This window comes from [Enterobacter] lignolyticus SCF1, assembly GCF_000164865.1.
Lineage (GTDB): Bacteria > Pseudomonadota > Gammaproteobacteria > Enterobacterales > Enterobacteriaceae > Enterobacter_B > Enterobacter_B lignolyticus.
On record NC_014618.1, the window covers coordinates 4676345 to 4700637 of the forward strand.

The 24293-nt window shown below is 58.3% G+C and carries 22 protein-coding genes; 13 read left to right on the top strand and 9 right to left on the bottom strand.

Features of this window, described 5'->3' with window-relative positions; translation table 11 throughout:
* Positions 1–448: 448 nt before the first annotated feature.
* From ENTCL_RS23355 to metF, 4 genes are all read right to left on the bottom strand, one after another.
* Positions 449–814 carry a DUF596 domain-containing protein gene (locus ENTCL_RS23355; protein ID WP_071841437.1) on the bottom strand — a complete coding sequence of 122 codons (366 nt, stop codon included), beginning with the start codon at positions 812–814 and terminating at the stop codon, positions 449–451.
* Positions 811–2844: a VENN motif pre-toxin domain-containing protein gene (locus ENTCL_RS21695; protein WP_013368264.1), complete on the bottom strand. Its 2034-nt coding sequence runs from the start codon at positions 2842–2844 to the stop codon at positions 811–813. Before ENTCL_RS21695 ends, ENTCL_RS23355 begins: the two co-directional genes overlap by 4 nt.
* A gap of 34 nt (positions 2845–2878) precedes the next feature.
* The gene (locus ENTCL_RS21700; RefSeq protein ID WP_013368265.1) at positions 2879–4546 is read right to left on the bottom strand and encodes a ShlB/FhaC/HecB family hemolysin secretion/activation protein; all 1668 of its coding nucleotides are present in this window, start codon (positions 4544–4546) and stop codon (positions 2879–2881) included.
* A 278-nt stretch (positions 4547–4824) separates the two neighbouring features.
* Complete coding sequence (gene metF / locus ENTCL_RS21705) at positions 4825–5715, bottom strand: methylenetetrahydrofolate reductase (RefSeq protein WP_013368266.1); 891 nt, start codon at positions 5713–5715, stop codon at positions 4825–4827.
* 331 nt (positions 5716–6046) lie between these two features.
* On the opposite strand from metF, the gene ENTCL_RS21710 reads away from it, so the two are divergent.
* The 4 genes from ENTCL_RS21710 to hypT all read left to right on the top strand — a co-directional run bounded on the left by ENTCL_RS21710 (position 6047) and on the right by hypT (position 9349).
* Positions 6047–6733 carry a nucleoside recognition domain-containing protein gene (locus ENTCL_RS21710; RefSeq protein WP_013368267.1) on the top strand — a complete coding sequence of 229 codons (687 nt, stop codon included), beginning with the start codon at positions 6047–6049 and terminating at the stop codon, positions 6731–6733.
* A complete protein-coding gene (locus ENTCL_RS21715) occupies positions 6730–7191 on the top strand; it encodes a YjiG family protein (protein WP_013368268.1) in 462 nt (153 codons plus the stop codon). Before ENTCL_RS21710 ends, ENTCL_RS21715 begins: the two co-directional genes overlap by 4 nt.
* Before the next feature lie 12 nt (positions 7192–7203).
* A complete protein-coding gene (iadA, locus tag ENTCL_RS21720; protein ID WP_013368269.1) occupies positions 7204–8376 on the top strand; it encodes a beta-aspartyl-peptidase in 1173 nt (390 codons plus the stop codon).
* A gap of 64 nt (positions 8377–8440) precedes the next feature.
* Positions 8441–9349 carry a hypochlorite stress DNA-binding transcriptional regulator HypT gene (gene hypT / locus ENTCL_RS21725; RefSeq protein WP_013368270.1) on the top strand — a complete coding sequence of 303 codons (909 nt, stop codon included), beginning with the start codon at positions 8441–8443 and terminating at the stop codon, positions 9347–9349.
* 6 nt (positions 9350–9355) lie between these two features.
* Here the strand turns inward: hypT and cuyB are convergent, their stop codons facing one another.
* Together cuyB and ENTCL_RS21735 are read right to left on the bottom strand one after the other, a co-directional pair.
* On the bottom strand, positions 9356–10090 hold the full coding sequence (gene cuyB / locus ENTCL_RS21730) for a cysteate racemase (protein ID WP_013368271.1): 735 nt from the start codon (positions 10088–10090) through the stop codon (positions 9356–9358).
* Positions 10091–10183: 93 nt separating this feature from the next.
* Entirely contained in the window at positions 10184–11113 is a 930-nt protein-coding gene (locus ENTCL_RS21735) for a LysR family transcriptional regulator (RefSeq protein ID WP_013368272.1), read from the bottom strand.
* A gap of 89 nt (positions 11114–11202) precedes the next feature.
* On the opposite strand from ENTCL_RS21735, the gene ENTCL_RS21740 reads away from it, so the two are divergent.
* The gene (locus ENTCL_RS21740) at positions 11203–11583 is read left to right on the top strand and encodes a carboxymuconolactone decarboxylase family protein (protein ID WP_013368273.1); all 381 of its coding nucleotides are present in this window, start codon (positions 11203–11205) and stop codon (positions 11581–11583) included.
* On the opposite strand, the gene ENTCL_RS21745 is transcribed toward ENTCL_RS21740, so the two are convergent.
* The gene (locus ENTCL_RS21745; RefSeq protein WP_013368274.1) at positions 11584–14016 is read right to left on the bottom strand and encodes a bifunctional aspartate kinase/homoserine dehydrogenase II; all 2433 of its coding nucleotides are present in this window, start codon (positions 14014–14016) and stop codon (positions 11584–11586) included.
* Positions 14017–14018: 2 nt separating this feature from the next.
* Positions 14019–15179 (bottom strand): cystathionine gamma-synthase, encoded by a 1161-nt coding sequence (metB, locus tag ENTCL_RS21750; RefSeq protein WP_013368275.1) that lies wholly within the window; start codon positions 15177–15179, stop codon positions 14019–14021.
* 265 nt (positions 15180–15444) lie between these two features.
* Here metB and metJ point away from each other — a divergent pair, with 265 nt between their 5' ends.
* Positions 15445–15762: a met regulon transcriptional regulator MetJ gene (gene metJ / locus ENTCL_RS21755; RefSeq protein ID WP_013368276.1), complete on the top strand. Its 318-nt coding sequence runs from the start codon at positions 15445–15447 to the stop codon at positions 15760–15762.
* Between the two features lie 48 nt (positions 15763–15810).
* Here the strand turns inward: metJ and rpmE are convergent, their stop codons facing one another.
* Positions 15811–16023, bottom strand: a complete 213-nt coding sequence (rpmE, locus tag ENTCL_RS21760; protein ID WP_000715284.1) for a 50S ribosomal protein L31 — start codon at positions 16021–16023, stop codon at positions 15811–15813.
* A gap of 204 nt (positions 16024–16227) precedes the next feature.
* Between rpmE and priA the strand changes: the two genes are divergently transcribed.
* The 7 genes from priA to rraA all read left to right on the top strand — a co-directional run bounded on the left by priA (position 16228) and on the right by rraA (position 24272).
* Complete coding sequence (priA, locus tag ENTCL_RS21765; RefSeq protein ID WP_013368277.1) at positions 16228–18426, top strand: primosomal protein N'; 2199 nt, start codon at positions 16228–16230, stop codon at positions 18424–18426.
* 151 nt (positions 18427–18577) lie between these two features.
* Positions 18578–19600: a DNA-binding transcriptional regulator CytR gene (gene cytR, locus ENTCL_RS21770; protein WP_013368278.1), complete on the top strand. Its 1023-nt coding sequence runs from the start codon at positions 18578–18580 to the stop codon at positions 19598–19600.
* A 98-nt stretch (positions 19601–19698) separates the two neighbouring features.
* On the top strand, positions 19699–20742 hold the full coding sequence (gene ftsN / locus ENTCL_RS21775; RefSeq protein ID WP_071841438.1) for a cell division protein FtsN: 1044 nt from the start codon (positions 19699–19701) through the stop codon (positions 20740–20742).
* Positions 20743–20830: 88 nt separating this feature from the next.
* A complete protein-coding gene (hslV, locus tag ENTCL_RS21780) occupies positions 20831–21361 on the top strand; it encodes an ATP-dependent protease subunit HslV (RefSeq protein WP_013368280.1) in 531 nt (176 codons plus the stop codon).
* Positions 21362–21370: 9 nt separating this feature from the next.
* Complete coding sequence (gene hslU, locus ENTCL_RS21785; protein ID WP_013368281.1) at positions 21371–22705, top strand: HslU--HslV peptidase ATPase subunit; 1335 nt, start codon at positions 21371–21373, stop codon at positions 22703–22705.
* Positions 22706–22767: 62 nt separating this feature from the next.
* Positions 22768–23694 carry a 1,4-dihydroxy-2-naphthoate polyprenyltransferase gene (gene menA / locus ENTCL_RS21790; RefSeq protein WP_157865618.1) on the top strand — a complete coding sequence of 309 codons (927 nt, stop codon included), beginning with the start codon at positions 22768–22770 and terminating at the stop codon, positions 23692–23694.
* Between the two features lie 92 nt (positions 23695–23786).
* Positions 23787–24272 carry a ribonuclease E activity regulator RraA gene (rraA, locus tag ENTCL_RS21795; protein ID WP_013368283.1) on the top strand — a complete coding sequence of 162 codons (486 nt, stop codon included), beginning with the start codon at positions 23787–23789 and terminating at the stop codon, positions 24270–24272.
* Positions 24273–24293: the final 21 nt, after the last annotated feature.

Sequence of the window (24293 nt, forward strand, 5' to 3'; positions counted from 1 at the left end):
TTCACGCTGACAGATTTTAATCTGACAGCGTGAAGCGTTGGACAACGAGCATCGCGAGGCGTCAGCGGGTTTCAAAGGGGGACACTTTGGCGCGCGACTGTATACAGTCGGTAACGTGCCTCTTGGATTAACTGGCAAATAAAAGATTTGCACTATATTGCATTCCATTGCACTAATTTTTGCCAGACTCTTTCGTAATTTCATTAAGTTGCACTGACTTGCATTACATTGCAGTAATTCTGGCTGGGTGTCGGGGCCGTGCCCTGACCTGTTACTGACCGGCGTTTTGGAGGACGGCCACAACGTGGCGGTTCAACAAAACATACCCTGTCCCTCCGTTTGCAAAGAAATGTGGTGATGCGTGGGCGGGCTGGTGATGGCAATAAATTCGTAGGTAATGCTCGCAGGCAAAAAAATCCCGCCAACTGTGGGCGGGATAGACATTATTTTAGGTCCATAACTCTTTACCATCGGGTGATAACCATACCACTCCGGCAGGGGCTTTAACCAAAAACCACATGCCATACTCATCTAAATCATCATCTTCATCTTCACATGGATATGGTGGCCAAGCTGCTTGTACTATCTGTACTTGTTGCTCAACAGTACCCGATAAAAAAACACCATTCACCGCTAATTTGATTTTTTTCTCATTTAATAGTCTAGTCAATATACAAAAAAACACTTTCTTTCTGAAGGAGTAATTATCAGAAAGGTCAGCACATTCAACACTGATATGTTGCCATATAGCCCCCATTGATAGGCCATAAGAACTTTTAATAACCAACGAGCATATTTCATTAATATCTTTCATTGTTTAAATTTAACCTCCACCCTTCTTCCGCCATTTATCGATGGAGTCATCAAATCTATAGTCCATTTAGCACCAGTCTGTTGCGCTGATGTTGAAAAATCCCTCAATGTTACAGTACTACCAGCAGACGGTCCTTCTGTAATTTTTACTGAGTACACATTACCTTTTCCGGGAACAACCTTAGCCGATGGCATATTTTCTGATCCTGTAAGCTGCTTAAAGTAAGTCATGACATCAGCATCAGTGGCCCCCTTAAATACAGGCGCACCTAAACTTAGTTCTGGATCCGTAACCATCGTTTTCCCATTAATATTTAACTGAAAGTCTTTTGGATGTACGGCCGGGTTATTAAACTGAGATGCAAGGTTATCAATTTTCTTCACCGCTTGCTGTTGCAATACTGTTCCAAATGGTTTAACACTTAAATCAGTACTGTTTTTCGAGTTCTGAGCAATTTTTCTTAAGGCTTCTTTTTCAGCCGATAATTTTCCAGTATCTGCAATACCGCTCGGAACTTTCTTGCCCGGCAATATAACACTTGCCAGTATTCCACCAGTAGCTTCCAGCGCGGCCTGATCCCCGTCCCACGCCCCTGTCAGAGTACTTGCAACACTCGACCAAGTATCGCTTTTCATCAGAGCCTTAACACTGTCAGCCACTGTCTGATTCTTGCCAGCCAGATCGCTTAAAGCCTTATTGCAGTAACTATCCCCGGCAGCACACGATGCCAGCGCCATTGCTGCATCCGCGACATAGTCAGCGGATCCCAGCGCTGAGTCTCCGGTATCCGCAACCGCATTGATAATGCCGTTCGCTATGGCAGATGTTGTGCCTTTACCCAGCTTATCCCGAACCTGATCTTTCCAGTACTCCGCGCTCTGCTTAACGGATTCTCGGGACTTGTCTCCACTGAGCGAGTTATTCTCAACCTCCACCCGCGCCGCATTCGCGCCACTGGCTGCCGAGAACGTATCTCCACCCACGCTACCGCCTGCCACGGCACCCACTACCGTGGCAAGGTTGCTGATAAACTGCCGTTCTTCGCCGTTCAGCTCATCCACTTTCTTACCAAAAAACGCGTCGGCCAGGTTCTCATCCATCACCGCTGCAGACATCATTCCGCCTGCCGCCGCAGACAGCGCGTTTCCTCCCTGCGCCTGCGCCAGCGCTGCCGACACAATACCATGCAACGCCACGCGGGCAACCTTATTGCCCCCCGAGGCATCCTTCACCAGCTTCGCCATATACGGCGCAACACCTGCGGCAACACCACCTTCAATGTTGCCCCCCAGGATGCCCGCAATCAGGCCCGTTGCCCCGGATGTCGCACGCCAGAAATCACTCCCGGGCCCATACTCCTTCTCAGCATCTATGTAGCGGCTGTCGTTCTTCACGGCTGCATTAAGCGCTTCTTCCGTTGCGCCCGGATGCTCCCTGCTGATTTCATCCTTCAGCGCCGCATTCTTCTCCGCGGCCTCATGCTCCATCGCGGCCTTGTAAGCGTTTGCGGCCTGAATGCCCAGCGCGGTCGCTTCCTTCTGGATCTCCAGCTTATCCTTCACCTTACCAGCGTCAAACCCGTCCTTCACGCTGTGGTTCGCATTCGCCGTGTCACGGCTGAGCCCGGCAATATCCTGCTGCTGACGGTCCTTATCACGAATGATGATCGTACCATCGGCAACCGCACTGTGCGTCGTGCCGCGCTCATCCCCGGTAGCCTGCCCCAGGCCGGTGGTCGGCATACCGGTATTTGTGGCCGTCACGCCTGCCTGTTTACCGCTCCATTCAGAAAGGTTATCCAGGTTTTTCCAGCCCAGCGTTCCGGTATCAAGCCGGTTTTTATCCGCCGAAGCCTCCGACGCGAGCACGGCGCCATCCAGTTGAGTATGCTGACCAACCGTAATATCAAAACCACCACTGCCGGCATAGATACCGCTCTGATCCTTGACCGACTGGTAGTTGTTGTTCAGTTTCTCCGCACTGGCATTTGCGCTGCCCTCAACAACGTTGCCAAAACAGAATGGCGGCACGCAGACGCTCAGGTTTACACCCGATGATGTCGATTTACTGTCGTATTTCGCCCGGTCCTGAACGCTGGCGATCGTCAGGTCGCGGCCAATACGCGAGCGGCGTCCCGACGGTAAATTGCGTTGAAACCCAGCGGTTCGCCGTGCTGACCCCCACGGCGGCGCCCCACAGCGTTCCCGATGACCGGCTGTCGAGTGGGTCGGACTGCAGCCAGCCGCCGTCCAGCGCCGCCACGCTGCTGATCTGGCCTATCACCGGCAGGGTAAACAGGGCCCAGTTGAGCTCGTTGCGCCAGTAGCCGCCGTTATCGCCGGAGATGCTCTGCTCCTTAAAGCCGCGCACCGAGCTCTCGCCGCCAAGGGTCACCCGTTCGCTGCCGTACAGGCGGTCCGGCGACCACTGGCCGTAGGCGCTGGTCAGCCACCACAGCGTCTCCGTCAGCGGGCGCTGGAAGCTGGCGTTCAGGCTCCATTTGCGAAACTGCGCTTTCGGCAGGTCGCCGGGGTTACCGTCGTCATTTTGCGCCCCGAGCCACGGCACGCCGCGGCTGAACGTCGGGTTAAAGGTGGCGACCCCGCCAAGCATTTTTTGCGTGTGATTAAGGCCAAACAGCAGGCTGGTCAGCGTCCGGCTGCTGCTTTCAAGCCTCACGTCGTTAAGGTAGTTGCGGGTGATACGCTGGTTTACGCCAAGCGACATCCCGGTTTTGATATCGCCGTTACGGAACAGGACATGGGAAAAATTCACGCGCTGCGTCTGGGTATCGCCGCCCGAACGCCATAACCAGCCGTTGTTGTCGATGGTGGCGAGATAGTTATTCCAGCTGCAGCTGTAGTCGAACAGGCTGTATCCCCAGGGTACGCTGACCCCCGCCGCGAAATTCTGCGCATCCTTCGCGGTAGAGAAATCGCTGCTGCGCCCGCCGCTGACGAACCACTGGTCCGCCAGCCCCAGTAAATTATTCGCGACCAGCGACCCGCTAATTTGCCCGACGCCGGTAACCTTTTGCCCGCTATTATCAAAGCTCAGCGATGCACTTAACGGAAATTCAGGTTTAGCCGTAAGATTCACAATGGACCAGCCCTGGCCGTCGCCGGGCTGAATTTCTATTTCCACCGGCGTCTTACGTATCCGGTTGATCTGCTCCATACCCTGTTCAATATCCCGCAGATTAAGGATCTTGCCCTCAAGCCCGGGGAATACCATTTTCAGCGTGCGGGCCGGAACGCCCTCAAGATGTATTTTCTGGAGTTTTCCTTCCAGTACCGCAATATGCAGCGTACCGCCAGAAAGATCCTGCTCGGTTAAAAACGCCCGGCTGGTGATATAGCCGCGGCTGATATACCAGTCCGATATCTGATTCGTCAGGTCATTGAGGCGCGCAATATCGAGACACTGGTTTCGCCACGGCGCGGTCACCCGCTGCTGCTCGCGCGGGCTCATCCGCGTGGCGCCGTCAAGCTCAATGCGGGATACCGTAAAGCAGGGGCCTTTAGCCGGTTCGGCGGGTCTGGCGGACGGGAGACGAGGCAGCAATGTGCTTCTTTCCAGCTCGTCGCGCTGGCGCTGGTTTTGTTCGAGTAACTGCTGCTGCTGTTGCTGAATACTGTCCCGATCGGCTGGCGATAATGGCGCGGCGCTAACGGGAAAAATAAACCCAAGCCCCCCTAAAATAAGGCCATATTTAATTAAGTGACGCTTCATCCCTGATTTACCATTGCTGTAATATTGCCGATCGCACAGCGAATTATGTGTCCGACCGTTTATAACTGGCAATACATAATCACAATAAGACTAAAAAACCAACATTATTTAACTTAAGAAACAAAATTCGCGGCGTTAAAAAATGAATTTAATAATATCACGGGGAGAGAAACAGACTTATCGCAAACGCAATAATTATTATTGCAATAATAACGGCGTGGGGAGAATAAACCCGCCGCGCGATATTGCCGCAGCGGGTTAAAGAAGGGAAACGGAAATTATACGGCCGGACGCACGCCCAGCGTGTGGCAAATAGCGTAGCTCATTTCGGCGCGGTTCAGGGTATAAAAGTGGAAATCTTTCACCCCTTCGCGGCTGAGAATTTTCACCATATCCATGGCGATATTCGCGCCGACCAGCTTGCGGGTTTCCGCATCATCATCCAGACCGTCAAACATTTTCGCCATCCAGGCCGGAATACGCACGTTGGTCATGTCGGCAAACTTCTTCGCCTGCTTAAAGTTTGAGACCGGCAGAATACCGGGGACGATTTCGACATCAATACCGGTCGCGGCGCAGCGGTCGCGAAAGCGCAGGTAGCTTTCAACGTCAAAGAAAAACTGGGTGATGGCGCGGTTAGCCCCGGCATCAATCTTGCGCTTCAGGTTCAGCAGATCCGCCTGCGCGCTTTTCGCCTCCGGGTGAACTTCCGGGTAGGCGGCCACGGAAATATCGAAATCCCCCACCTCTTTGAGCAGCGTCACCAGATCGGCGGCATACATGTCCGGCTTGCCGCTGCCTGGCGGTAAATCGCCGCGCAGCGCCACGATATGGCGGATGCCGTTGTTCCAGTAGTCCTGAGCGATGGCGCGCAGCTCGTCGCGGGTAGCGTCAATACAGGTCAGGTGCGGCGCCGCTTCCAGGCCCGTACGCTCTTTGATCCCTTTGATGATGCTGTGAGTGCGGTCGCGCTCGCCGGAGTTCGCGCCGTAGGTCACGGAGACAAATTTGGGCTTCAGGCTGCTCAGTCTGTCGATAGAGGCCCACAGGGTCTGCTCCATTTCACTGGTGCGCGGCGGGAAAAACTCAAAGGAAACGTTAATCTGGCCATCTAACTCGGCCAGGCTCTGATTCAGGGCTTCCCGCTGGTTGGCGTGAAAAAAGCTCATACCGTACCTCTATCTTTCGCGTGTCATGGTGTGTTGTTTTTCGAACTTCTATACGTTTAGACGTCCAGATGTAAAAATGACGGAAAAGGCGACCGCCGTCAACTGAAAAAACAGCAATGAGGATGAGGAATATTCAGCGAAGATGAAAAAAGTTCATGATCCGCCCCTCCCGCATGCGCGCCCTGCGCTATGCAAGAAACGCATAGCGCGATACATACTTGCATTTTCCCAATACCCATACGACTGATAAGGTCATTCTGTTTTGGGTAATTAAACACCCATGCTGACAGCGACACGACACAACATATTAAAAATCATCACGGGGAATGCTATGGCGCAACAAGGAGAAAACGCGGCCATGCCGCTGGACACAGAGCGGGTCGGCCTGAAAGGGTATCTCTCTTTTTTCCTCACTATCATCTTCTTTTCCGGGGTTTTCTCCGGCAGCGAAGGCTGGTGGCGGGTCTTTGATTTTACGGTGTTAAATGGCTCATTTGGCCACATCACCAACGGCCTGGATAAGGCGGCCCTGACGTTTCGCGGCACCGGCGGCGCGGGGGCGAAAGATGGCTTTCTGTTCGCCCTTGAGCTTGCGCCGTCGGTCATCCTGTCGCTTGGCATCATCGCCATTACCGATGGCCTTGGCGGCCTGCGCGCGGCGCAGCAGCTGATGACCCCGGTGCTCAAGCCGCTGTTGGGTATCCCGGGAATTTGCTCATTAGCGCTGATCGCCAACCTGCAAAACACCGACGCCGCCGCCGGTATGACCAAAGAGCTGGCGCAGGAGGGTGAGATTACCGAGCGGGATAAAGTCATTTTCGCGGCGTACCAGACCAGCGGCAGCGCCATCATCACCAACTATTTCTCCTCCGGCGTGGCGGTGTTCGCCTTCCTTGGCACCTCGGTCATTGTGCCGCTGGCGGTGATTCTGGTGTTTAAATTTATCGGCGCCAACCTGCTTCGTCTGTGGATAAGCCTGGAAGAACGCCGTACCCCAACGCAAGGAGCCACATCATGACGACTCAGGTACGCAAAAACGTCATGGACATGTTTATCGATGGCGCGCGTCGCGGCTTTACGATCGCCACCACCAACCTGCTGCCTAACGTCGTTATGGCGTTCGTCATTATCCAGGCGCTGAAAATCACCGGCCTGCTCGACTGGGTAGGCCACATCTGTCAGCCCGTCATGGCGCTGTGGGGGCTGCCCGGCGAAGCGGCAACGGTTCTGCTGGCCTCGCTGATGAGTATGGGCGGCGCGGTGGGCGTCTCGGCAAGCCTGCTGGCCGCAGGGGCGCTGAACGGTCATGACGTTACCGTTCTGCTGCCTGCTATCTACCTGATGGGCAACCCGGTGCAGAACGTGGGCCGCTGTCTGGGGACCGCCGAAGTGAACGCCCGATATTACCCGCACATCATCGCCGTTTGCGCCATCAACGCGCTGCTGTCTATCTGGGTTATGCAGCTTATTGTTTAGAAAGGAGTCACCATGCCTGATTTATCCGCAGCGCAGTTTCAGCTGCTGCAGGGCGCGCAGCTGTTCGCGCCAGAAGACCGGGGAACGTGCGACGTACTGGTCGCCAACGGCAAAATTATCGCCGTCGATAGCCATATTCCGCCGGATACCGTACCGGACTGCGCCCTGATTCCGCTGCACGGTCGCGTGCTGTGCCCCGGCTTTATCGATCAGCACGTCCATCTGATCGGCGGCGGCGGCGAAGCGGGGCCGACGACGCGCACGCCGGAAGTGACGTTAAGCCGCCTGACGGAAGCCGGGATCACCACGGTGGTCGGCCTGCTTGGCACAGACGCCGTCACCCGCCATCCCGAATCGCTGCTGGCGAAAACCCGGGCGCTGAACGAAGAAGGGATCACCGCCTGGATGCTGACCGGCGCGTATCACGTCCCCTCGCCGACGATAACCGGCTCGGTGGAGAAAGACGTGGCGCTTCTCGACCGCGTGCTCGGCGTGAAGTGCGCAGTCTCCGATCACCGTTCCAGCGCACCGGACGCCTGGCGCCTGGCCAGCATGGCCGCTGAATCGCGGGTGGGCGGGCTGCTCGGCGGTAAGCCCGGCGTCAGCGTGTTCCATATGGGCAGCAGCAAAAAGGGGCTGCAGCCGCTGTACGATATTCTGGAAAACAGCGATGTTCCCATCGGCAAACTGCTCCCGACCCATGTTAACCGCAGCGAGGCGCTATTCGAGCAGGCGATCGCGTTTGCGCATCGGGGCGGCGTAATGGATATCACCAGCGGCATTCCCAGCCCGGTGACGCCTGCAGACGGTATCGCCCGGGCAGTCAGCGCCGGCGTGCCGCTTGCCCGGATTACGCTCAGCTCCGACGGCAACGGCAGCCAGCCGCTGTTTGATACCGCGGGTAATCTGACCGGTATCGGTGTGGCCGGTTTTGCCAGCCTGCTGGAAACGCTGCAAATGCTGGTACAGCGCCACGGCTTTACCCTGACGGATGCGCTGCGCCCGCTCACCACCAGCGTGGCGGCGTTTCTTGGCCTGTCGACAAAAGGGGAAATTGCGCCAGGCTACGATGCCGACCTGCTGGTGCTGACGCCGGAACTGCGGATTGAACAGGTTTTCGCCCGCGGGAAACGGATGGTTGAGGACGGGAAAGCCTGCGTAAAAGGCACCTTTGAATCGGTCTGAAAGATTGTCAGCCGTCCGAATGGTCGTAGAATGCCCTTATGGACGGCTAACAGAGCAGACCCTTATGGACATCAGTGGAGCAGGCTTGCATAACATTGAAACAAAATGGCTTTATGATTTTCTGACCCTGGAGAAATGCCGAAATTTTTCCCAGGCGGCCATTCTTCGTAACGTCTCGCAGCCGGCCTTCAGCCGACGCATTCGCTCGCTGGAACACGCGGTAGGGGTGGAGTTATTCAACCGCCAGGTCTCCCCGCTGCAGTTCACCGAGCAGGGAAAAATCTTTCACTCCCAGGTCCGCCATTTGCTGCAGCAGCTGGAAAGCAACCTGACCGAACTGCGCGGCGGCAGCGATTTTGCGCTGCGTAAAATCAAGCTGGCGGCGGCCCATTCGCTGTCGCTCGGCCTGCTGCCGTCCATCGTCAAACAGATGCCGACGCATTTCACCTATTCCGTTGAAGCCATCGACGTGGACCAGGCCGTGGATATGCTGCGCGAAGGTCAGAGCGACTTTATCTTTTCCTATTACGACGAGAACCTGCTGCAGCCGCCGTTCGACCATATCCGCCTGTTTGAATCGCGCCTGTTTCCGGTATGCGCCAGCGACGCGCGGGGAAAACCGCGCTACACCCTGGATCAGCCGCATTTTCCTCTGCTCAACTACAGCCGTAACTCGTATATGGGGAGGCTTATCAACCGCACGCTCACGCGTCACACGCAGCTGAGCTTCAGCACCTTTTTTGTTTCATCCATGAGCGAGCTGCTAAAACGCGTGGCAATGGACGGCTGCGGCGTCGCCTGGCTGCCGGAGTATGCCATTGAAGAGGAAATCCGCCGTGGGCAGCTGGTGGTACTCAACGACGACGAGCTGATCATTCCGATTGAGGCCTATGCTTACCGTATGAATACCCGAATGAGCCAGGTCGCCGAAATTTTCTGGCGCGATTTACGTCAACAGCACGCCGCGCCATAGACCGAATCAGGCGTGCGCATACTGCGGTAATGCGCACGCCGCGCGGGTATCCGGCCAGGACTCATACCAGCGGATCGCCGCACGCACCAGGGACGCCGTGGAGTCAACAAACCGGCAGCTGAATGCATCCTCGTGCCCGGCCACAATCAGCGGTATTTCGGTACAGCCCATAATTATCGCCTGAGCGCCGCGGGCGGCCAGCTGGCGTATCTGCGGCAGCAGCAGCGCTTCGGCCGCGGTCTTATCACCGCGTTTCAGCGCATAAATGGCCTGCATCACCTGCGCCTGCTCCTCGCGCTCGGGCTGAATCAGCGTCATCCCCCGCGCCGCAGCTTTATCCTGATACAGCCTGGCCGCCAGCGTCGCATCGGTCGCCAGCAGCCCGACGCAGGAAACTCCGTCGGGAATGGCGTTCAGCGTGGCGTCGAGGATACTGATCATCTCCACCTTCGCCACCGCCTGCAAATCCTCAAACCAGTAATGGGCCGTATTGCAGGGGATCACAATGCACTCCGCCCCTGCCGCTTCCAGCATATGCAGGTACTGCTCGAGAGAGTGAAAAGGCGACGGGCCGCCGGATAATAAACAGGCCGTACGATCGGGAATATCGGGAATGGAGCTGACAATCAGCGGGATATGCTGCTGATCGCAGCTGGCGCGGCGCAGCGCGACAAATTTTTCCAGCATGTCGGCCGTTGCCGCAGGCCCCATGCCGCCCAGTATGCCAATGGTGTGCTTCATTGCTGCTCCTGCTTATTTACCCTCGACAGGAACACACTATCAGCATGATGTTTAAGTAAAAAATGCCGATTTATTAGCGACTATGCATAAAAGTTATCGCGGCGCGTCGGCGCCTTTTAGCGCAACGGCGAAGGTTTGTCCCAGTAAGGCCCTGAGCCACTGCAGCCGTGTTTCGCTCTCAATGCTCATCACTACCCCCATGCTTACCGACAGCGCCGGGTCATCCAGCTGACGGAACACAACGCCCTGACGCTGAATAGCGGCAAACGAAGCCGGTAGCAGGCTCAGGCCGTCGCCGTGGGCAATGCGCGCGAGCAGTACGTCATGCTCCAGAGGCTCCTCCAGGTAAACCGGAGAAAAACCGGCACGGCGGAAATGTTGCCGGGTGAAGTCAAAAAAGGCCGGATTACGTTCGCGTTTGAACCAGAAAAGCGGCCGATCGCTAAGCGCATTTAAGGAGAGGGACGGCGTGTCGGCTTCCGGCCAGGCAGAAGGGAGCGCCGCGACTAACGGTTCCTGCCAGCCGAGCGGCGTCACCGCCAGTTCTGCCGTCTCAAGCGGCAGCGCCACCAGCGCGGCGTCGAGTTTTCCCTTTCGCAGCAGACGAACCAGATCGGGAGAGCCATGGCGCGCAATATGCAGTCTCTCCACACGGGCGTTAAGCTGCGCTTCCAGCGAGACAAAAACACCTTGCTCAAACGCGGTACTCAACCCCAGACGCAGCGACTGCGCGCCGGTTTCCGCCAGCTGGTTCAGCGCGGCATAGGTTTTATCCTGTAGCGCCAGCAGAGGACGGACCGTCTCCAGCACTCGCTGTCCTTCCGCCGTCAGCGTAAGCCCACGCGTATGGCGCTCAAAAAGCGTCATCCCCAGGCGTTCTTCAAGCTGGCGAATATGACGGCTCAGCGGCGGCTGTGACATAAAGAGCCGCTGCGCCGCGCGGGTCATATTGTTTTCTTCCGCCACCACCGCAAAGTAGCGCAGCAGCCGAATATCCAGCGAATGGAGTCGTGATGTTGTCATACCAAAAAGGTATCACAAAAACGGTATTATCCACACCGTTCTGTACCCCCTATCCTCATGCCATACCACAGACAAATGAGGAAAACGCCATGCATTCAGAACGCTTTATTACGGGTCAGAAGATGCTGCAACAGGTCGATGGTCAAGGAGGGGACGGGGTCGTCAAGAGCCTGCAGGATATCGCACCAGACTTCGCCCGTTACCTGATCGAATTTCCTTTTGGTGATATCTATTCCCGGCCAGGGATGAATTTGCGCGATCGGGAAATTGCGACCGTCGCGGCCTTAACCGCACTGGGCAATGCCGCGCCGCAGCTGAAGGTGCATCTTGCTGCTGCGCTGAACGTGGGATTGACGCAGGAGGAAATTGTCGAGGTGATCATGCAGATGGCGGTATATGCCGGTTTTCCAGCCGCGCTGAACGGGCTGTTCGCCGCAAAAGAGGTCTTTGCGGCGAACCCGAAGGAGTAATTACAGCAGCTGCGCCAGACGATTGATGTCGGACTGAATCGCCCCGGCGGTAACGTCGCGGCCCGCGCCAGGCCCGCGGATCACCAGCGGGTTATCGCGATACCAGCGGCTCTCGATGGCAAACACGTTGTCGCACGGCAGCAGCGCGGCGAGCGGGTGTTCAGGACGCACCGCCTCAACGCCGACGCGCGCCTTGCCGTTGGCGTCGAACCGCGCCACGTAGCGCAGCACCAGCCCCATTTCGCGGGCGGCTTCGAGGCGCTGCACCATCTGCTCGTTCAGCTCGTCGCCGTTTTCAAAGAAGTGGTCAATCGACCCTTCCTCGCAGTGCGACGGCACCAGCGACTCAACGCGCACCTGGTCCGGCTCGATGTCGTAACCCGCTTCACGGGCGAGGATCACCAGCTTGCGCATCACGTCTTTGCCGGAAAGATCAACGCGCGGATCCGGCTCCGTCAGCCCCTGCTGCCAGGCCTGATCCACCAGATCGGTGAACGGGACGGTACCGTCAAACTGCAGGAACAGCCATGACAGGGTGCCGGAGAAAATTCCGCTGATGGCGAGGATCGTATCGCCGCTGTCGCGCAGATCGCGCACCGTAAAGTTGACCGGCAGCCCGGCGCCGACGGTGGCGTTATACAGCCAGTGACGACCAGTTTTCTCAAACGCGTCGTGGATGCGGCGGTACTTATCGCTGGTGCTGGCGCCCGCCAGCTTGTTAGCGCTGATCACGTGGAAACCGTGGCTGGCGAAATCGAGATACTGATCGGCCAGCTGCGGGCTGGCGGTAACGTCCAGCACCACCAGATCGTCATACGGATGGGCGCGCATCCACAGGAACAGCGACTCTTCGTCCTGCTCAACGGCCTCATCGTCAAAGAAGGCCAGCGCCCGGCTGGCGTCGAGACCTTCGTAGCTCAGCAGGCTGCGGCGGCTGTCGACCACCCCGGCCAGCACGAACTCAAAGCCGGTACGGGCAGAGAGCGTGATCTGCTCGCGGGCGAACAGCTCCAGCCAGCGGGAGCCGATATTGCCCTTGCCGAACAGCATCAGGCCGATGCGCTTCTCCGCGCGGAACAGCGACTGGTGGAGCCCCTGAATCAGGCTCTCCGTCGGCCCGGTACGCAGCACCGCCACCAGGCTGATGCCCTCTTCCGACTGCCAGGTAAACTCCACCGGCTGGCCTTTCAGCTGCTGCCAGAAACGGTGGCAGTGCAGCGGGTTGCGGGTCACGCCCGCTCCAACCATCGCGACCAGCGCCAGACCCTGACGCAAACGCAGCTCGCCGGGAAGCCCGGCTTCATCCAGCAGCTTCAGCGCGCTGTCGGCCACTTCGGCGGTATAGCAAAACTGCAGCAGATGGCGGTCGTTATGCACGCCCACCGCCAGCGGGCGCACCTGGGCGCGCTTAAGAATCAGGTCGATCTCTTTGTGCGCCAGCTTAAAATCCTGGCTCGCCGGGACTTCGAATTCAATCAGGCAGATATCGTCGTGGCTGGTGACGATACGCGCCCCGGTGCCGGAAGCCAGCACGCGCTCAATGCGGGTGGAGCCCTGATCCGGCGTATAGCTACAGCGCAGCTGCAGGTCGATATCGCTGCCGGAGACCGGCTGCAGCGTACGGGCATGCAGCACCGGCGCCGCCAGACGCGCCAGCTCGCTGGCTTCGTCAAGACGCAGCAGCGGCAGCAGGCAGGCATCCTTCACTTTGCGCGGGTCAGCGCTGTATACCCCGGCGACGTCGCTCCAGATAGTCACGCGGGACACCCCCGCCAGCGCGCCCACCTGGGTGGCGGAGTAGTCAGAGCCGTTACGGCCCAGCAGGACGGTTTCCCCGGCGTTATTGCGGCTGATAAACCCGGTGACCACCAGACGCTTGTGCGGATGCTGCGCCAGCAGCTGCTGCAAAAGCGGATAAGAGAGCCCCTCATCCACCTGCGGCTGCGCGGCGCGTTCCGCGCGCAGAAACTCGCGGGCGTCGAGCCAGGCGGCCGCCAGCCCCTGCTGCTCCAGTACGGCAGCCATCAGGCGCGCGGACCACACTTCGCCGTGGCCGACGACTTCGGAATACACCGCGTCGGTGATGCCGCTATCGAGCAGCACCGCCAGGCGTTCGAGATCGTGGATAAACTGGGCCACCATGCCGTCGGCGACGTCCGGCGGCAGCAGGCCGGTCATCAGCTCGACCTGGTAGCGGCGCAGCGCCTGTTGAACCTGATGCGCAGAGAGCCTGTCGGTCTGGCTGAGCTTCAGCCAGTTGATCAGCTGGTTGGTGGTGCTGCCGGCGGCGGAAACGACCATCATATCGTCGGGCTGCGAGTGCTCAGCCATAATACCTGCCACGCGCAGGTAACATTTCACATCCGCCAGACTACTGCCACCAAACTTATGCAGCTGACGACCCTTCGCCCCTGCCTGCGCTATCACACTCATGGTTACCCCTCTTTTGCTGCCCGGAACCCATTTTCCAGGTCGGCAATCAAATCTTCACAATCTTCAATACCGGTTGAGATACGTAACAGCGTCTCAGAAATACCGGCCGCCGCGCGGGCTTCCGGCGCCATGCCCGCGTGGGTCATGGTGGCGGCATGGGAGATCAGGCTCTCCACCCCGCCCAGCGATTCCGCCAGTGTAAACAGCGACAGCCCGCTTAAAAAGCGGCGAAGCGTTTGTTCGTCGCCATCCAGCTCAAAGCTGAGCATCGCGCCGAACCCTTTTTGCTGGCGGGCGGCAATTTCGTGCCCCTGGTTTTCCGGCAGCGACGGGTGGTACAGCTTTTTCACCAGCGGCTGCTGCCTGAGGAAATCGACAATCGCCTGCGCGTTGCGTTGCGCCACCTCCATGCGCGGCGACAGCGTACGCAAGCCACGCAGCAGCAGGTAGCTGTCGAACGCGCTGCCGGTGACGCCGATATTATTCGCCCACCATGCCAGCTCGGTGACGGTCTCTTCCTCTTTGGCGATCACCACCCCGGCGACCACATCGGAGTGGCCGTTCAGGTATTTGGTGCACGAGTGCAGCACCAGATTGGCCCCCAGCGCCAGCGGATTTTGCAGCGCCGGGCTCAGGAAGGTGTTATCCACAACGCTCACCGCCCCCGCGTCGCGCGCCAGGCGACAGATTTTCGCAATATCAACGACGCGCAACAATGGGTTACTTGGGCTTTCGACTAAAACCAGCTTCGGTTTCTCCGCCAGTGCCGCGCACAGCGCCTGCTCATCGCCCTGATCGACGAACAGCACGCGATAGCAGCCGCGCCGGGCAAGGCTATCAAACAGGCGATAGCTGCCGCCGTAGCAGTCGTGCGGCGCCACCAACAGGTCGCCGGGCTTGAGAAAAACGGTGGTGACCAGATGAATAGCCGACATGCCGGTATTGGTCAACACCGCGCCTGCGCCTCCTTCCAGTTCCGCCAGCGCGCGCTGCACGACGTCGCGCGTCGGGTTGCCGCGACGCGAGTAGTCGTGGGCGCGAGGCTCGTTAAAACCGGTAAAATTATAGGTGCTGGAAAGATGAATTGGCGGGACAACGCAGCCATACTGTTCGTCGTCATTTAACCCGCTACGCACTGCGATGGTGGCCTGTTTACGCGTCATAGTGAATCGTTCCTGGCATGGTCGATAAAGAGTCAGGCCACAGAGTAACCACTGCGACAATGGACGTCAATACATCTGGACATCTAAACTTCTTTGCGTATAGATTGAGCAATCGGCCAATAGCCGTTAAAATTATATGCATTAGCGCACATCTGCGGACGCTTTCCCCGTGTCAGGGTCGCGCCTCTACGGTAAACTACGCGCGTTTATGTCCGAACCCCAGGTTCTGACCCTTTATTAATGACGAAGAGGATTAAGGTATCTCATGGCTGAATGGAGCGGCGAATATATCAGCCCATACGCTGAGCACGGTAAGAAGAGTGAACAAGTAAAAAAAATTACGGTTTCCATTCCTCTGAAGGTGTTAAAGATCCTCACTGATGAACGCACCCGTCGTCAGGTGAATAACCTGCGTCACGCGACTAATAGCGAGCTGCTGTGCGAAGCGTTCCTGCATGCGTTTACCGGCCAACCGTTACCGAACGATGACGATCTGCGCAAAGAGCGCAGCGATGAAATCCCTGAAGAAGCCAAAGCGATCATGCGCGAGCTGGGGATCGATCCGGAAACGTGGGAATACTGATCCACAGATGCAAAAAAGGCGCCTCGCGGCGCCTTTTTCTCGGGTAACTTATTTGCTGCCCGGGATGCTGAAGCGTTTGTTGAAACGCTCAACACGACCACCGGTATCAACAACACGCTGCTTACCAGTGAAGAACGGGTGGCATTTGCCGCACACGTCCAGGTTCAGGTCGTGACCCACGGTAGAGTGGGTTTTGATGACATTACCGCAAGAACAGGTTGCAGTAATTTCTACATAATTCGGGTGAATACCTTTTTTCATGGGAAACCTCAGTTTAAGGCCGCGTCGCTCTTCCGGCCCTAACGCCAGACACCACGCGAAGTTGATATTAGGATTTTTTGCCGCGCAGATAGCGCATCAAAGGCGGCGAATCATACAGAATTTAACCACCGTATGCAAACTGATCCGCCACCGATCATCACAATGTGTATACTGTCTCACCGAATTTCAAGCCAGGAAGCGCCGATGCCCGTAGCCCATGTAGCCCTGCCCGTTCCGCTTGCCCGCACCTTTGATTATCTGTTGCCTGAAGGCGTCAGCGTCAAGGCCGGGTGCCGGGTGCGGGTGCCGTTCGGCAAACAGCAGGAGCGCGTTGGGGTCGTCGTGGCGAGCGGCGACAAGAGCGAACTGCCGCTGAGCGATCTCAAACCGGTCATCGAGGTGCTGGACGACGAGCCGGTCTATACCCCGGCGGTATGGCGCATGCTGCTGTGGGCGGCGGAGTACTACCATCACCCAATTGGCGATGTGCTGTTCCACGCGCTGCCCATTCTGCTACGGCAGGGCAAACCCGCCAGCGCCGCGCCGCTGTGGTACTGGTTCGCGACCGAGCAGGGCCAGGCGGTGGATATCAACAGCCTGAAGCGTTCTCATAAACAGCAGCAGGCGCTGGCGGCGCTGCGCCAGGGCAATATCTGGCGCCATCAGGTCGCGGAGCTTGAGTTTAACGAGGCCGCCCTGCAGGGGCTGCGGAAAAAAGGCTACTGCGACATGGCAAGCGCCGCTCCGGCTATTACCGACTGGCGCGACGGCTATACGCTTTCCGGTGAGCGGCTACGGCTGAATACCGAGCAGGCCACCGCGGTCGGCGCGATCCACAGCCATGCTGACAGCTTTTCCGCCTGGCTGCTGGACGGTGTGACCGGCTCAGGGAAAACGGAAGTCTACCTCAGCGTGCTGGAAAACGTGCTGGCCCAGGGCAAGCAGGCGCTGGTCATGGTGCCGGAAATCGGCCTGACGCCGCAGACCATCGCCCGTTTTCGCGAGCGCTTCAACGCGCCGGTCGAGGTGCTGCACTCCGCCCTCAACGACAGCGAGCGCCTGTCGGCCTGGCTGAAGGCCAAAAACGGCGAGGCGGCGATCGTCATCGGCACCCGCTCGGCCCTGTTTACGCCGTTTAACAACCTCGGCGTTATCGTCATTGATGAGGAGCACGACAGCTCCTATAAGCAACAGGAAGGCTGGCGCTACCACGCCCGCGACCTTGCCGTCTGGCGCGCCCACAGCGAGCAGATTCCGGTGATCCTCGGTTCGGCGACGCCCGCGCTGGAAACCCTGCACAACGTCCGTCAGGGTAAATACCGCAAGCTGAAGCTGAGCAAACGCGCCGGTAACGCGCGTCCGGCCGTGCAGCACGTGCTGGATCTGAAAGGTCAGCAGCTGCAGGCGGGGTTATCTCCCGCCTTAATTCACCGGATGCGCCAGCATCTGCAGGCGGATAACCAGGTCATTCTGTTTCTGAACCGCCGCGGTTTCGCCCCGGCGCTGCTGTGCCACGACTGCGGGTGGATCGCCGAATGCCCGCGCTGCGACCACTACTACACGCTGCACCAGGCGCAGCGCCACCTGCGCTGCCACCACTGCGACAGCCAGCGGCCGGTGCCGCGCCAGTGCCCTTCCTGCGGCTCCACCCATCTGGTTCCGGTCGGGCTGGGCACCGAGCAGCTTGAAGAGGCGCTCAGGCCGCTGTTCCCGGAGGCGCCGATTTCCCGTATCGACAGGGACACCACCAGCCGTAAGGGCGCGCTGGAGCAGTATCTTGCCGACGTTCATCGCGGCGGCGCGCGCATTCTTATCGGCACCCAGATGCTGGCAAAAGGGCACCACTTTCCCGACGTCACGCTGGTGGCGCTGCTGGATGTCGACGGCGCGCTGTTCTCGGCCGACTTCCGCTCGGCGGAGCGTTTCGCCCAGCTCTACACCCAGGTCTCCGGGCGCGCCGGACGCGCCGGCAAGCAGGGCGAAGTGGTGCTGCAAACGCATCACCCGGAGCATCCGCTGCTGCAAACGCTGCTGTACAAAGGGTACGATGAGTTTGCCCAACAGGCGCTGGCCGAGCGCCAGACGCTGCAGCTGCCGCCGTGGACCAGCCACGTGCTGATCCGCGCGGAAGACCACGATAACCAGCAGGCGCCGCTGTTCCTTCAGCAGCTGCGCAACCTCCTGCAGGCCAGCCCGCTGGCCGATGACAAGCTGTGGCTGCTGGGCCCGGTACCCGCACTGGCGCCAAAGCGCGGCGGCCGCTGGCGCTGGCAGATTGTCCTGCAACATCCGTCGCGTCTGCGACTACAGCACGTAGTCAGCGGGACGATGGCGCTGGTCAATACCTTACCTGCGTCGCGCAAGGTAAAATGGGTATTAGATGTCGATCCGATAGAGGGTTAACGCGTCACACTGCGAAGCGGATCGAAAAATTCAACTTCCGTCACAATTTTCATGAAAATTCTGTAACTCCCCGACCTGACTATCTGATAAAAAAAGAGACTGATATCAGAGACAGCGGAAGTCTCTGTTCCCGTCTGCGAGGAGAACCCAGGTGAAGCCCAAAAATGAAGTGGTTGCGGCAACCATGAAGGATGTTGCCCTGAAGGCGAATGTCTCTACGGCAACCGTATCCCGAGCGTTAATGAACCCCGACAAGGTATCCCAGGCGACACGTAATAAAGTCGAAAAAGCCGCGCTGGAAGTGGGTTATCTGCCGCAGTCGCTCGGGCGGAACATGAAACGTAATGAATCGCGCACCATCCTGGTGATTGTTCCGGATATTTGCGATCCCTTTTTTAGCGAAATCATCCGCGGAATCGAAATCACCGCCGCCAGCCATGGCTACCTGGTATTGATCGGCGACTGCGCCCATCAGAACCAGCAGGAAAAGACCTTTATCGACCTTATCATCACCAAGCAGATCGACGGTATGCTGCTGCTGGGCTCGCGTCTGCCGTTTGACGCCAGTATTGAAGAGCAGCGTAATCTGCCGCCGATGGTGATGGCCAACGAGTTTGCGCCGGAGCTTGAGCTGCCGACGGTGCATATCGACAACCTCACCGCCGCCTTTGACGCCGTCAACTATCTGCATGAGCTGGGGCACCAGCGCATCGGCTGTATCGCCGGGCCGGAAGAGATGCCGCTGTGCCACTACCGCCTGCAGGGCTACGTGCAGGCGCTGCGCCGCTGCGGGATTACCGTCGATCCGCACTATATCGCCCGCGGCGACTTCACCTTCGAAGCGGGCGCCAGCGCCCTGGAGCAGCTGCTGGCGCTGCCGCAGCCGCCGACCGCTATTTTCTGCCATAGCGATATTATGGCGCTCGGCGCGCTGTCGCTGGCGAAACGCCGGGGACTGAAGGTGCCGGAAGATCTGTCGCTTGTCGGCTTTGATAACATTTCGCTGGCCGAGTTCTGCGATCCGCCGCTGACCACCGTGTCGCAGCCGCGTTTCGACATCGGTCGCGAAGCGATGCTCCTGTTGCTTGACCAGCTGAGCGGTCAGACCGTCAGCAGCGGTTCGCGGTTGCTCGACTGTGAGCTGGTGGTTCGCGGCAGTACGCGAAAAATATGACCTAAATTAAATACCTTTAAGACTAGCGCTTCTGGTCAAAGCTCCGTCGCTTAAGTAACATGACGGGCTGACGAACGAATAAATACAGCGAAACGATAGTGGCACAACGAGATTATGTACGCCGCAGCAGCCAACCGGCTCCTTCGCGGCGCAAAAAGAGCCCTTCACGAAGCTCACGGAAAAAGCAAAGCAGTTTTCCCGCAGTTTCACCGGCCATGGTCGCGATTGCCGCGGCCGTGCTGGTAGCCTTTATCGGTGGCCTGTACTTTATTACCCATCACAAGAAAGAAGAGGCGGATGCCCTGCAGGGCCGCCAGGTTACGGGTAATGGACTACCGCCGAAACCGGAAGAGCGCTGGCGCTACATTAAAGAGCTGGAAAGCCGCCAGCCGGGCGTGCGCGCGCCGACGGAACCCTCCGCAGGCGGCGAAGTGAAGAATGCCGATCAGCTAACGGACGAACAGCGCCAGCTGCTGGCTCAGATGCAGGCCGATATGCGCCAGCAGCCGACGCAGCTCACCGAGGTGCCGTGGAACGAACAGACGCCAGCGCAGCGCCAGCAAACGCTGCAGCGTCAGCGGATGGCACAGCAAGCGCAACAGCAGCAGTGGGCGCAGACACAGCCGGTACAGCAGCAACAGCAACAATGGACGCAGACGCAGCCGGTACAGCAGCCGCGCACCCAGCCGCGGGTGACGGAACAGCCGTATCAGCAGCCGCAGCAGCAAACGCGCACGGCGCAAAGCCAGCCGACGCACCAGACGCCGCCGAAGCAAACGGCCGCGTCGCAGCAGCCGTATCAGGATCTGCTGCAAACGCCTGCGCACACCACGGCGCAACAGCCAAAAGCGCAGCAGGCCGCGCCGATAACGCGCGAACCTGAACCGGCGAAAGCCGCGGCGGAGAAAAAAGACGACCGCCGCTGGCTGGTGCAGTGCGGGTCGTTTAAAGGCGCGGATCAGGCGGAAACCGTTCGCGCGCAGCTGGCGTTCGAAGGCTTCGATTCCCGTATTACGACCAATAACGGCTGGAACCGCGTGGTGATCGGCCCGATGAAAGGCAAAGACACCGCCGACGGCACAATTTCCCGCCTGAAGCTGGCAGGTCACACAAACTGCATTCGTCTCGCCGCCGGGGGTTGAAACCCCCAAAATCCCCCCCATCTATAATTGCATTCTGCCCCGTACGCTGTGCGGGGCCCCTATTCTGCTTTGTACCAGGGGGTCCTTCGTGACAACAATAGTAAGTGTTCGCCGTAACGGTCATGTAGTCATCGCCGGTGATGGTCAGGCTACGCTTGGCAATACCGTCATGAAAGGCAACGTGAAAAAAGTGCGTCGTTTGTATAACGACAAAGTGATCGCTGGCTTTGCCGGGGGCACCGCGGACGCCTTCACGCTGTTTGAACTGTTTGAGCGTAAGCTGGAAATGCATCAGGGCCACCTGGTGAAAGCCGCCGTTGAGCTGGCGAAAGACTGGCGTACCGACCGTATGCTGCGCAAGCTGGAAGCCCTGCTTGCCGTCGCGGATGAAAACGCCTCGCTTATCATCACCGGCAACGGCGATGTAGTGCAGCCAGAAAATGATTTGATCGCCATCGGTTCCGGCGGCCCGTATGCGCAGGCTGCAGCGCGCGCCCTGCTGGAAAACACCGAGATGAGCGCCCGTGATATCGCGGTGAAAGCGTTGGATATTGCAGGCGATATTTGCATTTATACCAACCACTTCCACACCATCGAAGAATTGACCTCCAAAGCGTAAGGATCTCCCATGTCTGAAATGACCCCACGCGAAATTGTCAGCGAACTGGACAAACATATTATCGGTCAGGACGCCGCCAAGCGTTCTGTGGCTATCGCGCTGCGTAACCGCTGGCGCCGCATGCAGCTCAACGAGGAGCTGCGCCACGAAGTCACCCCGAAAAACATTCTGATGATCGGCCCCACCGGCGTGGGTAAAACCGAAATCGCCCGTCGTCTGGCGAAGCTTGCCAACGCGCCGTTCATCAAGGTAGAAGCCACCAAGTTCACCGAAGTGGGCTATGTGGGGAAAGAAGTTGACTCCATCATCCGCGATCTGACCGACTCCGCCATTAAAATGGTGCGCATGCAGTCCATCGAGAAAAACCGCTACCGCGCGGAAGAACTGGCGGAAGAGCGCATTCTCGACGTGCTGATCCCACCGGCGAAAAACAACTGGGGCCAGACCGAGCAGGCGCAGGAGCCGTCGGCGGCGCGCCAGGCGTTTCGTAAAAAACTGCGCGAAGGTCAGCTGGACGATAAAGAAATCGAAATCAACCTCGCGGCGGCGCCGATGGGTGTTGAAATCATGTCACCTCCGGGCATGGAAGAGATGACCAGCCAGCTGCAGTCGATGTTCCAGAACCTGGGCGGCCAGAAGCAGAAGCCTCGCAAGCTCAAAATCAAAGACGCCCTGAAGCTGCTGATTGAAGAAGAAGCGGCAAAGCTGGTGAACCCGGAAGAGCTGAAGCAGGACGCGATCGAAGCCGTTGAGCAGCACGGTATCGTGTTTATCGACGAAATCGACAAAATCTGTAAGCGCGGCGGCAATACCTCCGGCCCGGACGTTTCCCGCGAAGGCGTACAGCGCGACCTGCTGCCGCTGGTGGAAGGCTGTACTGTCTCCACCAAGCACGGGATGGTGAAAACCGACCACATTCTGTTTATCGCTTCCGGCGCGTTCCAGGTCGCCAGCCCGTCGGATCTGATCCCGGAGCTGCAGGGCCGTCTGCCGATCCGCGTGGAGCTGAAGGCGCTGACGACCCAGGACTTTGAACGCATTCTGACCGAGCCGAACGCATCGGTCACCGTGCAGTACAAAGCGCTGATGGCGACCGAAGGCGTGGACATCAGCTTTACCGAAAGCGGCATCAAGCGCATTGCCGAAGCGGCATGGCAGGTGAACGAAACGACCGAGAACATCGGCGCCCGTCGTCTGCATACCGTCCTGGAACGCCTGATGGAAGATATCTCTTACGACGCCAGCGACCTGAACGGTCAGAGCATTACCATTGATGCGGAATATGTTAGTAAGCATCTTGATGCGCTGGTGGCAGATGAAGATCTGAGCCGTTTTATCCTATAATCGCGGTTACTGCATTTTCATCACTGTTGATGGGGGCTATAGCCCCCATTTTTATTGGCTAAATAACTATGACTGATATCAGCCGTACTCAGGCGTGGCTGGAAAGCCTGCGCCCCAAGACATTACCTCTGGCGTTTGCCGCTATCGTTGTCGGCACCGCGCTTGCCTGGTGGCAGGGACATTTCGACCCGCTGGTGGCGCTGCTGGCGCTTATCACGGCCGGGCTACTGCAGATCCTCTCCAACCTGGCGAACGACTATGGCGACGCGGTAAAAGGCAGCGATAAGCCTGACCGTATCGGCCCGCTGCGCGGCATGCAGAAAGGCGCGATCACCCAGGCGCAGATGAAGCGTGCGCTGGTGGTCACCGTGGCGCTGATCTGCCTGTCCGGTCTGTCGCTGCTGGCGGCGTCCTGGCAGAACGTGGGCGACTTTATCGGTTTTCTGGTGCTGGGCGGGCTGTCGATTATCGCCGCCATCACCTATACCGTCGGCACCCGTCCGTATGGCTATATCGGTCTTGGCGATATTTCGGTGCTGATTTTTTTCGGCTGGCTCAGCGTGATGGGGAGCTGGTATCTGCAGGCGCACAATATCGTTCCGGCCATGTTCCTGCCCGCGACCGCCTGCGGCCTGCTGGCGACCGCGGTGCTGAACATCAACAACCTGCGGGATATCAACAGCGACCGCGAAAACGGCAAGAACACGCTGGCGGTACGCCTGGGCCCGGTGAATGCCCGTCGTTATCACGCATGCCTGCTGATGGGGTCGCTGCTGTGTCTGGCGCTGTTTAACCTGCTGACGCTGCACAGCCTGTGGGGATGGCTGTTCCTTCTCGCCGCACCGCTGCTGGTTAAACAGGCGCGTTTTGTGCTGACGCACCTCGACCCGACCGATATGCCGCCGATGCTTGAGCGCACGGTAAAAGGAGCCTTATTGACTAACCTGCTGTTTGTCGTGGGGATTGTGCTGAGCCGTCTGGCGAGTTAACTGACAAATATCAATTAACAATTGATGATTTTGCCAACAACCGCGATAGCGCGATATACTGAAAACACTCGCAGCAACTGAACGTTAAGCCTATGAAATACGATACCTCCGAGCTTTGCGACATCTACCAGGAAGATGTCAACGTCGTGGAACCCCTGTTCTCCAACTTTGGTGGACGGTCGTCGTTTGGTGGACAAATCATCACGGTGAAATGTTTCGAAGATAACGGGTTGCTGTACGATATGCTCGAACAGAACGGCCGTGGCCGTATCCTGCTGGTGGACGGCGGGGGTTCTGTTCGTCGCGCGCTTATCGACGCCGACCTCGCCCGCCTCGCGGTGCAGAACGAATGGGAAGGCATTGTCGTCTACGGCGCGGTGCGTCAGGTCGACGATTTAGAAGAGCTGGATCTCGGCATTCAGGCGCTGGCTGCGATCCCGGTCGGCGCGGCTGGCGAAGGGATTGGCGAGAGCGACGTCCGCGTCAACTTCGGCGGCGTGACCTTCTTCTCCGGCGATCATCTCTATGCCGACAACACCGGCATCATCCTGTCGGAAGACCCGCTCGATATCGAATGATCGTCCAATAAAAAAGCCTTC

Excerpts from the sequence above, each read along its gene's own strand:
- ENTCL_RS23355 (WP_071841437.1), bottom strand. The coding sequence starts at position 814 with ATGAAAGATATTAATGAAATATGCTCGTTGGTTATTAAAAGTTCTTAT.
- ENTCL_RS21700 (WP_013368265.1), bottom strand. The coding sequence starts at position 4,546 with ATGAAGCGTCACTTAATTAAATATGGCCTTATTTTAGGGGGGCTTGGG.
- metF (WP_013368266.1), bottom strand. The coding sequence starts at position 5,715 with ATGAGCTTTTTTCACGCCAACCAGCGGGAAGCCCTGAATCAGAGCCTG.
- ENTCL_RS21710 (WP_013368267.1), top strand. The coding sequence starts at position 6,047 with ATGGCGCAACAAGGAGAAAACGCGGCCATGCCGCTGGACACAGAGCGG.
- ENTCL_RS21715 (WP_013368268.1), top strand. The coding sequence starts at position 6,730 with ATGACGACTCAGGTACGCAAAAACGTCATGGACATGTTTATCGATGGC.
- iadA (WP_013368269.1), top strand. The coding sequence starts at position 7,204 with ATGCCTGATTTATCCGCAGCGCAGTTTCAGCTGCTGCAGGGCGCGCAG.
- hypT (WP_013368270.1), top strand. The coding sequence starts at position 8,441 with ATGGACATCAGTGGAGCAGGCTTGCATAACATTGAAACAAAATGGCTT.
- cuyB (WP_013368271.1), bottom strand. The coding sequence starts at position 10,090 with ATGAAGCACACCATTGGCATACTGGGCGGCATGGGGCCTGCGGCAACG.
- ENTCL_RS21735 (WP_013368272.1), bottom strand. The coding sequence starts at position 11,113 with ATGACAACATCACGACTCCATTCGCTGGATATTCGGCTGCTGCGCTAC.
- ENTCL_RS21740 (WP_013368273.1), top strand. The coding sequence starts at position 11,203 with ATGCATTCAGAACGCTTTATTACGGGTCAGAAGATGCTGCAACAGGTC.
- ENTCL_RS21745 (WP_013368274.1), bottom strand. The coding sequence starts at position 14,016 with ATGAGTGTGATAGCGCAGGCAGGGGCGAAGGGTCGTCAGCTGCATAAG.
- metB (WP_013368275.1), bottom strand. The coding sequence starts at position 15,179 with ATGACGCGTAAACAGGCCACCATCGCAGTGCGTAGCGGGTTAAATGAC.
- metJ (WP_013368276.1), top strand. The coding sequence starts at position 15,445 with ATGGCTGAATGGAGCGGCGAATATATCAGCCCATACGCTGAGCACGGT.
- rpmE (WP_000715284.1), bottom strand. The coding sequence starts at position 16,023 with ATGAAAAAAGGTATTCACCCGAATTATGTAGAAATTACTGCAACCTGT.
- priA (WP_013368277.1), top strand. The coding sequence starts at position 16,228 with ATGCCCGTAGCCCATGTAGCCCTGCCCGTTCCGCTTGCCCGCACCTTT.
- hslU (WP_013368281.1), top strand. The coding sequence starts at position 21,371 with ATGTCTGAAATGACCCCACGCGAAATTGTCAGCGAACTGGACAAACAT.
- rraA (WP_013368283.1), top strand. The coding sequence starts at position 23,787 with ATGAAATACGATACCTCCGAGCTTTGCGACATCTACCAGGAAGATGTC.